The 9,853-nt window shown below is 53.7% G+C and carries 9 protein-coding genes; 6 read left to right on the forward strand and 3 right to left on the reverse strand.

Annotated elements, in window-relative coordinates:
* Positions 1–65: 65 nt before the first annotated feature.
* Positions 66–1,763 carry an adenylate/guanylate cyclase domain-containing protein gene (locus GOV87_RS16520; protein ID WP_170769018.1) on the forward strand — a complete coding sequence of 566 codons (1,698 nt, stop codon included), beginning with the start codon at positions 66–68 and terminating at the stop codon, positions 1,761–1,763.
* A gap of 187 nt (positions 1,764–1,950) precedes the next feature.
* Here the strand turns inward: GOV87_RS16520 and GOV87_RS16525 are convergent, their stop codons facing one another.
* A complete protein-coding gene (locus GOV87_RS16525; RefSeq protein ID WP_171212499.1) occupies positions 1,951–2,832 on the reverse strand; it encodes a LysR family transcriptional regulator in 882 nt (293 codons plus the stop codon).
* Positions 2,833–2,936: 104 nt separating this feature from the next.
* On the opposite strand from GOV87_RS16525, the gene GOV87_RS16530 reads away from it, so the two are divergent.
* Genes GOV87_RS16530 through GOV87_RS16540 form a run of 3 tightly spaced genes read left to right on the forward strand, consistent with a single transcriptional unit; the run spans position 2,937 to position 4,900 of the window.
* Entirely contained in the window at positions 2,937–3,731 is a 795-nt protein-coding gene (locus GOV87_RS16530) for a VOC family protein (protein ID WP_170380000.1), read from the forward strand.
* 35 nt (positions 3,732–3,766) lie between these two features.
* Positions 3,767–4,537: a nuclear transport factor 2 family protein gene (locus tag GOV87_RS16535; protein WP_170380001.1), complete on the forward strand. Its 771-nt coding sequence runs from the start codon at positions 3,767–3,769 to the stop codon at positions 4,535–4,537.
* Positions 4,538–4,597: 60 nt separating this feature from the next.
* Complete coding sequence (locus GOV87_RS16540) at positions 4,598–4,900, forward strand: hypothetical protein (protein ID WP_214648679.1); 303 nt, start codon at positions 4,598–4,600, stop codon at positions 4,898–4,900.
* 138 nt (positions 4,901–5,038) lie between these two features.
* Here GOV87_RS16540 and GOV87_RS16545 read toward each other — a convergent pair whose 3' ends face one another.
* On the reverse strand, positions 5,039–6,532 hold the full coding sequence (locus GOV87_RS16545; protein WP_170380003.1) for a DUF1254 domain-containing protein: 1,494 nt from the start codon (positions 6,530–6,532) through the stop codon (positions 5,039–5,041).
* 34 nt (positions 6,533–6,566) lie between these two features.
* Positions 6,567–8,078, reverse strand: coding sequence for a DUF1214 domain-containing protein (locus GOV87_RS16550; protein WP_217360881.1), 1,512 nt, complete (start codon positions 8,076–8,078; stop codon positions 6,567–6,569).
* Between the two features lie 96 nt (positions 8,079–8,174).
* Here GOV87_RS16550 and GOV87_RS16555 point away from each other — a divergent pair, with 96 nt between their 5' ends.
* Together GOV87_RS16555 and GOV87_RS20680 are read left to right on the forward strand one after the other, a co-directional pair.
* Positions 8,175–9,197 (forward strand): AraC family transcriptional regulator, encoded by a 1,023-nt coding sequence (locus GOV87_RS16555; protein ID WP_171212500.1) that lies wholly within the window; start codon positions 8,175–8,177, stop codon positions 9,195–9,197.
* A 141-nt stretch (positions 9,198–9,338) separates the two neighbouring features.
* Positions 9,339–9,470 carry a DUF3291 domain-containing protein gene (locus GOV87_RS20680; protein ID WP_170380134.1) on the forward strand — a complete coding sequence of 44 codons (132 nt, stop codon included), beginning with the start codon at positions 9,339–9,341 and terminating at the stop codon, positions 9,468–9,470.
* Positions 9,471–9,853 lie beyond the last annotated feature (383 nt).

Here is a 9,853-nt window from a genome sequence, read left to right on the forward strand (position 1 = left end):
AGCCCTGAGCGAACCTCGTATTCAGGCAGTTGGAGTAGAGGGCCGCATCATCTATCGTCGAACGCATGTCGAACAAGGGGCAACAGTTGCAACGAAGGTTGGCGGCAATTCTAGCCGCGGATGTCGTTGGGTATTCGGCGCTTATGCACCAAGATGAGCAAGCCACAATTCTAATGCTTGATCACCTGGAAAGCGACATCTTCGCCCCAACGATAGCAGGCCAGTCAGGTCGTGTCGTGAAAAGCATGGGCGATGGTTGGTTGGTGCAATTTGACAGCGCGGCGCGAGCTGTAACCGCAGCAATCCGGCTACAAGAGCAGTTGGCTGAACACTCGTTAATGAACCTGCGGATCGGCGTTCATGTGGGCGATGTCACAGAAAAAGGTGACGACATTCTGGGCGACGGCGTGAATATTGCCGCTCGGCTTGAGAGCATTGCGCCAACCGGTGGCATCGCAATTTCTGAACCCGTACACTTGAACCTTGAACACACTCTGGCAGACGCATTCAAAGCTGTAGGGAAGAAGAGGCTTAAGAACATCCAGCGCAGCCTGGATGTGTGGATTCACGATGGACCACACCTGGGTGCATCGCAAAGCTCGCCTTCTTTCACAGAGACGAGCTTGCCAAAGTTATCCATCCATCCTGTCACGTGCAGCGACCAAAGCACTGAGTTAAAGGAAATGGCCGCGGCTCTCACTTCAGATTTCGGTTCTTATTTTCGAACGATCAACTGGTTAAACGCAGCGATATCTTCCACAGAACCATCAGAGGGATATGCACTTCGCGGTGTGTTGCGTGGACACGGCGACCGATTGCGTCTGGAAGCCCGCTTAAGTGACTCTTCTAGTTCTGAAATCTGGACCCAGAAGTTCGACGGTTCGGTCGATGCCATCTTTGATTGGCAGGACGAGGTCGTGGAAAAGCTATTGGATGCGGTTAGCGGAATCTTGATCCAGTCTGAGACCGCAAAGCTCTCCGCGTTGCCAGAAGACGAACTGACAGCCGAGCAATGCGTTTTGATGGGCATGATCGCTTGGTCGGATGCCGGCATCGGCAGCTACGAAGAGGCGCTATCGTACCACGCCAGGGCCATAGAAACCAAACCAACCCTCGCGGCGGCCTATGCGGAAGCTATTTGGACAATGAATGGCGCGAGCACCTATGATCTTCGTCGCGAACTGTCATCCTACTATGAGAAACTGCCAGACTGGATCGAGGCCGGACGACACATGGCGGGGCAAAGCCCAACTCTTGATCTGAGTGTCGCTGTGGCTGACTACAATGTAGACAGAGATGCGGATCGGCTCTCCGTGGCGCTTGAGCAAATCCGGCAAAGGGCGCCATTGGATGCCCGTCTGCATTTGTTTATGGGGTGGGGGTACAACTGGGCTGGGTTTCCTAAAATGGCACTAAGCTGTTTTCAGACGGCGCTTCGGTTGGGCCGATATGGTGCCGTTTTCGTGGGGGCTTCCGGAGGTGCTGCCACCTCTTGCGTAATGCTTGGTCGAGACCGCGATGCTATCGCCTACGCAGAGGCAGGTTTGCGCTTTTCAAAGAACTATGCCCCGCTCCACAGCACGAGGGCTGCTGCTCACGCAATGCTTGGGGAACCTGAAGAGGCGTCTGCTGCTTTGACGCAAATGCTGCAAATGGAACCTGGTGAGACGATTTCGAAGTGGCGTAGCAACGTGGACTATGGTGGCTCTGAAGGCGCTGAACGTTACTTTGAAGCGCTTCGCAGGGCAGGGTTGCCAGAATAGCAGTGCCGGAACCAAGTTGAGTTGGTTAATTCGAAAGCTTGTTAACGCATCTTTTTTACTAAAAGGCTCGGATTTGATTGTCCGCTTCGGGCTGCGACCAGTCAATCATGCAAGCCGCAGAGAACGGAAACACTGAGCCCATACCTACCAAATGCTGCGCATAGCGCGAGTGACTGCTTTGGACTTCCTACGCTCGAATCTCTTCACGCATAAACTCGACAAAGGACTTAACACGCGGCTTTCGAAAGGCCGAAGGCAACTGCACGCTTTGGATCGGCAAAGTGCGGGAATGGAACTCCGGAAAGAGTTGCACAAGACGTCCGGTTTCAAGGTTGTCCCCCAAAAACACATCTGGGCATATGAAGATGCCGCTCCCTGCGCGCGTCGGAACGAGGCAGGCGGGAGGACTGTTTGCGAGAAATGGGCCAGAGACAGGCACCTGCACGGTTTGCCCTTCGATCTGGAAGGGCCAGCGGTTTGGATCCGGGTTGTTCGCATCTCGAATGCAAATGTGGTCCGAGAGTTCCGCAGGATGTGAAGGTGCGCCATGTTCTTCAAGGTAGGAAGGGGTCGCGACGACTTTCATATGCGTTTCACCAAGCTTGCGAACGACCAAACTGGAGTCACTGAGCGCGCCGATCCGTATTGCGATATCGAAACCGCCCTTGGCCAGATCGGCATAATGATCCGACAAGTCCAATTCGACCGTGACGTTCGGGTGTTGCTCTACGAAGCGGCTTGCTGCTTTAGCCACCGCCGTGTCGCCATAGGTAAGGGGCGCGGCCACACGAACGATGCCCTTCAAGCCCTCTGAAGCGTCAAACTCAGTCTCCAACTGCTCCATCTCAGCCAGCACTCGTCGCGCTCCTTCCAGATATCGCTCCCCCTCGTGGGTCAGCGACATAGACCTGGTGGTGCGATGGAGAAGATTCAGCCCAACCATGTTTTCGAGCTGTGCGACACGCTTGCTGACCAGCTTGTTTGAAATGCCAAGCCGTTGTCCGGCGGCGGCAAAAGAACCGGATTCCACAACAGCCACGAAGCTCTGCATCCCGTCGATCCGGTCCATAGAATTGTCTCCATTTGCGCGATACACACTCGCTCTTATCGCCATTTTATGGAGAAAAGACCATCGCTAAGTTCCTCTCAAGCTTAATCGCAGGAGAAAAGAACATGGCAGCGTCAGACGCCCCCATCTCAATAGGTCAGGTCGCCCTGACGGTGCGCGATCTGGATAAGACCGCCACCTTCTATGAAGACGTGATTGGCCTCGGCCTGATCGAACGCGACGGTGAAAGCGCCTACCTCGGCACCGAGGCTGGAACGCTGATCGAGCTGCGCCAGGACCGAAACGCCAAACCCTTTCCTAAAGAGGCGGGGCTGTTTCACACGGCATTTCTGTTGCCTTCCAAACAAGACCTCGGCGCATGGCTGATCTACGCGGATGAGCGCGGTGTTCGCCTGGACGGGGCATCCCACCACGGTGTCAGCGAGGCGCTTTATCTGAACGATCCCGAAGGAAACGGCATCGAAATCTATCGTGACCTGCCTCGCAAAATGTGGAAACGCGAGGGCGATACCGTCCACATGACAACGCATCCGCTCGATCTGAAATCACTCACAGAAGATGCCACACAGTGGCAAGGCGCACCACAAGGCACAGTCATCGGACACGTTCATTTACGTGTCGGTGATGTCAGCAAAGCAGCGAAATTCGTTACAGACGAACTGAGTATGGTTCAGACCTTTGAGCTGCCCTCAGCCCGCTGGTTCGGGTCCGGTGGCTACCATCACCACCTAGCTACAAACGCTTGGCAATCCAAGGGAGCAGGCTCGCGCTCTGCTGGGGCCACTGGTCTCACAAGTGTTGAGCTGTTGGCAGACCCCAAAACTCTCACGCCCGGCCGCAAGGTCGACCCGTGGGGCACTGAATTCACGATCAACTCGGCGCAAGCCTGCGCCGCGTGAATATCGTCAAATCAAACCAAGAGAGGACAACAACAATGACACCTAAAGAGCTCGTATTGGAGGCTGTAGCCGCCATTTTCGTCAACTTCGACGCAACCGCAGCCGAACAACTGCTGGCAAATGACTACATTCAGCACAACCCTGCTGTACCCACAGGTGCCGCTCCAATCCTGGGGTTTATCCCCGGTCTTAAGGAAAGCGGGATCGAGGTGGACATCCACCGGGTCATCACGGAGGGCGATATCGTCGTCCTGCATACCACCTACAACAACGCCCAGGCGTTTGGTGCAGACACCTTGGTTGGCTTTGATGTCTTCCGCGTCGAGGACGGAAAGGTTGCAGAACACTGGGACAACCTGACACCAATCACACCGCCGAACCCGTCGGGTCATACTCAGACCGATGGTCCAACTGAGATAACCGATCTGGATAAGACCGCTGAGAACAAGGCGCTGGTCACAGACTTTGTGCACACCATCCTGAAGGATGGCGACGTTGACCGGATAACCGAATTTCTGTCGACGGAGACCTACATACAGCACAACAGCAACATTGCTGACGGTCTGGACGGTTTGGGTGCGGCTCTTGCAGGCATGGCCGAGCAAGGCATCCAGATGATCTACACGGACGTCCACATTGTTGTGGCCGAGGGCAACTTTGTCTTCACCGCCTCCGAGGGCACGTTTGCCGACAAGCCGACTGCCTTCTATGACCTGTTCCGCGTCGAAGACGGCAAGATCGTTGAGCATTGGGACGTAATCGCGGACATCCCGTCCGAGATGGCCCACGACAATGGAAAGTTTTGATCGGGTGCCATCATGAAAGCGTTCTTGATCACCCTGATAATGCTCGTAGGAGGTAACGCAATGGCACAAGACGTCGGCGTCATTGAAATTGTGACGATGGACCTTGCTGAAGGCGTTACACCGCAAGAGTTCGAACCTGTTGATAAAGTCATCGAAGATGAGCATGTCAGCAAACAACCAGGCTTTGTCTCGCGCCAAGCTGCATTCACAGATGGCAAATGGGCAGTGGTAGTTAACTGGGAAAGTGCCGAAGACGCCCAAGCGTCCATGGATAGCTTTGCATCAGCACCCGCTGCTGAACGATTCATGAGCATGATCGATGCAACCACAATGTCGATGACACGCTACAATTTAGCGCGATAGCAGACAAACAGAAGGGCGGCACTACGAGGTAGTTGCCGCCCTCCCCTGGTTGTTGTCGCGTTGTTCGGGATGCGCACTCACATGGCACGACATCTCGTTCTCGATAGCGAACTGTTAGGGCGCTAAATTGACAGTCTATCACTCCATAAGTTCGATCTCGCCCGGGCGCCACGATCCGTCGAACCAAGGCTCGAGAGGGCCATACAATCGCAGTACGGTCGACCAAGATTTGCCCGGCATCGTCTGTATCCAGTTGCCCTCTTTGCCTTCAGGCGCTTCAGGCGCGAACCAGACAGTGTAACTTCCGTCTTCATTCGCTTCCAATGTAGCTTGGTTGCTGTCGACCCCTGCGAGTTTCTGATCAGTTTCGAGCAGTGAACGGGTTTGGGTGTCGTAAACGACGAAAGACCAGTAATCCTGCGCGGGCGGATTTGGCGGGATGGTGACGGAATAGGTGTTGCTCCCATCGAAGTAGTTCCCGTCACTGTCCCGGTTTGCCAGCGCATATTGCGACCCGACACCAACCTTTTGTGCAACCATGGCAGGCGTAATGCCAGTCGCGTAGTAGTGGAACAGGGTCCGCGCATCGAGGATTTTCACGTCCCCCGCCTGGAACTCATGATTGCCACCGACGAACGCCGTCTTCCAATACCCTTCGTCATAGTAGAATGGCGCACGCGAGCGAGGAGCAAAATTCAACGACTTAGCCGCCGCCGTGCCCAATGCGACTGCCTCTGTGAGCAGCAGCCTCAGTTCGTCATCGGGTTCAAATGGTTCACCTTTTCGGATACCCAGCGAGAACATTGCTCCCATCAATTCATCGGGAAGTGCTCCTTCCGCTTCGTTGTCTACAACGGCCTTCATCTCTTCAAAGAAGGAAAAGTCATTGGCGTGTATCGTGTTGAACTGAAGATCAGTCAGGTTCACAAATTCCTGATCGGGCGGCGCGTCGCGGTCTTCCCACCGGTAAACACGAAGAGTTTCCTTCACACGATCCACTGCGGCTCCAACGCCGTCTTCCCCATAAAACGCACGCAACAGAAACCAGTTCCGATAGCTTGGCGGCTTCACAATATAGTAACCGTCGTCCGGCAACTCACCTTCATAGTCGGGCGGAACGATCAAGAACTTCCCACCCTCGCCAGCGTCAGGCCCAGCGTTCCCGATGTCAGTGACATAACGCATATAGGCATCGTTCACGAACCCCAGCATGCCCGGCGGCACGTCGTAAACCACTGGCCCTTCGGACAGGTCCGTACAGTTAAGAATGTAGATTGTCGTGGTGTTCGGCGTGAGAAGAAGCGAACGGGCGTTATACAGGTCTTCAAAGATCCCGATCTTCATCGGATCAACGCCAGCGCCCTCTTCGAGCCCGTGACACATTGCATATGTTGAGGCTGCAGGCATTCCATCCATGAATACCTGCATGCCACGCATGAAATTTAATGCGTTATACGACAGCTTAGCTGTATCCGGCGTCGGCAAGCCGTCAAAATATTCCAACGTTCCAAATCGTGTCTCCACCTGATCCGGTACGATTATGCTATCCGGAACTTCAGCCTTGTACTCTTGGGCTGGAGATTGCGATGCGAGTACCAGGGCGGTCAGCACGGCTAACGACTTTGTTTTCATTGTTCACTCCATTGGGAATTTTTGTTTGTTTTGATCAGTTTACTTTTTCTAGATCGCCCAGCATCCAGCCACTTTCCAACCATCCGTCTTGCGGCCCATATAGACGGAACAAAAGGAAGTACGGCTCTGTGGTTGGTATCCAGTTGCTTTCCTTGCCTTCCGGTGCCTCCGGTCCAAAAAAGATGTCGTAAGAACCGTCTTCATCGGCTTGCATAGAGTCTGTGTCGCGCTCGGACAGACCCACTGGATCAACGTTCCGGATGAAGCTCTTGGTCTCCATCGAATAAACAATCACGGACCAGAAATCGTCGGCAGGTGTGTCTGCTGGCACGTTAAGTCTGTAAGTCTGATTGTGGTCGTACATGTCGCCGTCGCTGTCGCGAAGGCCCGTCAGATAAAAGGTGCCGCCACCGAGTTGTTTCGGCAGGTACGTGATCCAGAAGTAGCTGCCGCCCGCACGCGCATCCACAAGTACCTCTGTCTCAGTCTCATACGGGAAGCCTGCCTCGGGTTGACCTTCGGCAAAGTCCCATATCAGCCACTGGCTTTTCATCTCGCCGCTATCGTCGACCCAGAGCGGTATCATGGCTTTGCCGGGCGTAACAAAGTAGTTCTGCATAGAGGCATACGCCAACAACAAACCCTCATTCATTGCTTTCAACTGAATTTCCGATGGTTCGAAAGGTTTTCCCTTTTCGATCCCGAGATCCTTCAGGAAATTTACCATGACCTTGTCTTGTTGTCTGACGGGGTTGTTTTGAACGTAATCATTCAAGTCCTGAAAGAAGGTCTCGTTGTAGTATGGAAGCGAGTCGTACGGCACTTCTGACGCTTCGAGATAGTTGTTGGGTGGTGGATTGTCAGCCTCAGACAGGTAGTACACTTTGATCGTCTGAGCGTACTCGGCCGCATCGGTGTCCGTTCCGCCATTCGTCAGTTTTGGCCGGAACGAAAAACCATATTCGTAGGTATCTGTTTCAAAGGGAAGGTATCCCGCTTCAGTTATTTCCTCCAGCGACATTTCCCCTTCGTAGCCTGGGGGTAGCATGAGGTACTTGCCGCCGGCACCTTCATCGAAACCATCGGGACCTACGTCCACAATAGGAACATCCCAAGCATTCACGATTGTACCGAAGTAGTTCACCTTGTCGGTGGCAGCGGGCACTTCAATGACAAGGGGACCGGGTTCGGAGGTCATTGAAGCCCAAGCATAGGCCGTAACATCGTTGGCCGTAAGAAACCCATGTTTGGAGTCGAACGGCTTGTTGAGATAAATGATGTCATTGTAGTCGCCACCGAGGTCGCGGCGAATGCCCTTGAGGAAATCGATCATACCGGCGGCAGGCATTCCCCAGATGGCCGTCTGGGTGGCACGCTGCACCATAATCTTGTACTCGATGTCCTCGACCTCGGCTGATCGTGCAAGGATGTCGCCCGTGTCGTTGAAGGACTGGGAGAAAACTGGTGAAGCAGAAATACCTGCGCCGAGCACCATTCCCAAAAAATGCATCGAAAAACCGCCGTGTAATGGCCGAAGTATTTTCATATTGCAATGCTCCCTGCTGTTTAGGGAAAGCTTGCACATCCGTTCAGCCGATGCGTATCATTTCACGACACGCGGGCGAACAAGCGGGTTGACGGATTGAACCTACCACCGATGATTTCGGCTAAGGCCTTGGGCGCGATGCCCCAGTTTGTGCTTGAGGCCGCTGGGGAAAGACGCTTGTTGCGTGCTTTTGACTCTGCCGTTCTTCCTGTTCACTTCATTGAGGAAAGAGGCGGTTACATCTCGGAGCATGCCTTGGCGACCTTTGTGCACGAAGCCGCACGATCCACGGGACAACAAAACATCGGATTGTTGTGGTCACCGTATCTCACTGTCGCTGACTACGGCGCCTGGGGGAGTTACGTTCTTTCTGCTCCAACGCTGGGGGCAGCGCTAATACGAGCTTCTGCCGTCATGCCATTTCATTCGTCTACGGATCGCGCGTGGCTTGAAACTTCGGGCACAAGCGCGCGCTACTGTTATCGTTTTGGACTTCGCTCGCATTTCGCGTATCCGGACATCGGCTTCTCGGCCGTTGGGGTTTTTTTGAGCATATTCCGCGCGTATTTAGGAAGCGACTGGAAGCCATCTGCCGTGCTCTTGGACTTCCCGAAGGTTCCTGGATTTGTCGAGGCAGAAGACACCTACGCTTGTCCTGTAATCTGGAACGCCTCCCGGCTTGGGGTTGATTTTGATGCATCGGCTTTGCGAGCCGAAACCACGCCCAAAAAACTTACCGGCGGCTCGACAACCGTCGGAGATATTTCTCGCGAACGATTGGGCGGCCCACCTCAAACACTTAGAGGACAAGTCGAGGAAGTGGTTTGGCAACAACTTCATCGGGAGGAAATGTCGATTGATGCCACCGCGCGTTCGCTCGATCTTGGCGTTCGCACACTACAACGGAAGTTAGCAACCGAAGGGGTTCGTTTTCGCGAAATCGTCAACGATGTCAGGGTAGCAAGGGCCGAGGAACTCCTCACAGATACGCGCGAGACAGTCTCCAGTATCTCCTCCATGCTAGGATATGAAACCGCAAATAATTTCAGCCGCGCATTTAGGAAGGTGACGGGACTGACGCCCTCTGACTATCGCAAGATGAACTCCGACAATAGTTGACTTGTGGGTCGCGAGAGCAATCTTCCAATGTCTGCTTTGTCCGCATAGCCGACTTTGATCCAATGGCAATAAAGTCCGCATCTCAGAGGGTGCAAAGCTCATAGTGAAGGTCCGCTTTGGGCTGCTACTCGACAGACGAATATCTGGCCAATCCGGGCTGGCCATATCCCGCGCCTGACAGAAGGAAAGGAAAAACTTCTTCGGTTGAGAGCAGGCGGGCCAAGTCCGGAGGCTTACGACTTTGCAACTGGCAAAGATATGGTTGTTAAATAAGCAGCTCGGCGACTACAAATCTGGATCGACTATCCTTTGGTGCTTTTATTTACTGCTGAACCACCAAGTCTTCAAAACGCCTGGCTCCAGCTTCTGGTAAGGTTGCGAAACGAATTCCATCAAGACCAATTTCATCTCGGAGCTTTGCCAGATGCTTCAGGTCATAACCAGAGTCTTGAGGTACGACTAAGAGCGCCTCTGGTACAAGTCTCCTAAGGAGCCAAAGATAGCCAAGTGTATTTATTGCGAACGAGGCAACACAGACTATTCTCCAAATCTTCATGACTTATCCTTTTCAACCGTATGGCCACTTGGATGTTGGTCAATGCGTCATCACCTGCCAGCTTAAGACATTTATGGACACTTGGGCTCTAAGCGAAACA

It is taken from the genome of Ruegeria sp. HKCCA5426, from assembly GCF_013034585.1.
Lineage (GTDB): Bacteria > Pseudomonadota > Alphaproteobacteria > Rhodobacterales > Rhodobacteraceae > Ruegeria.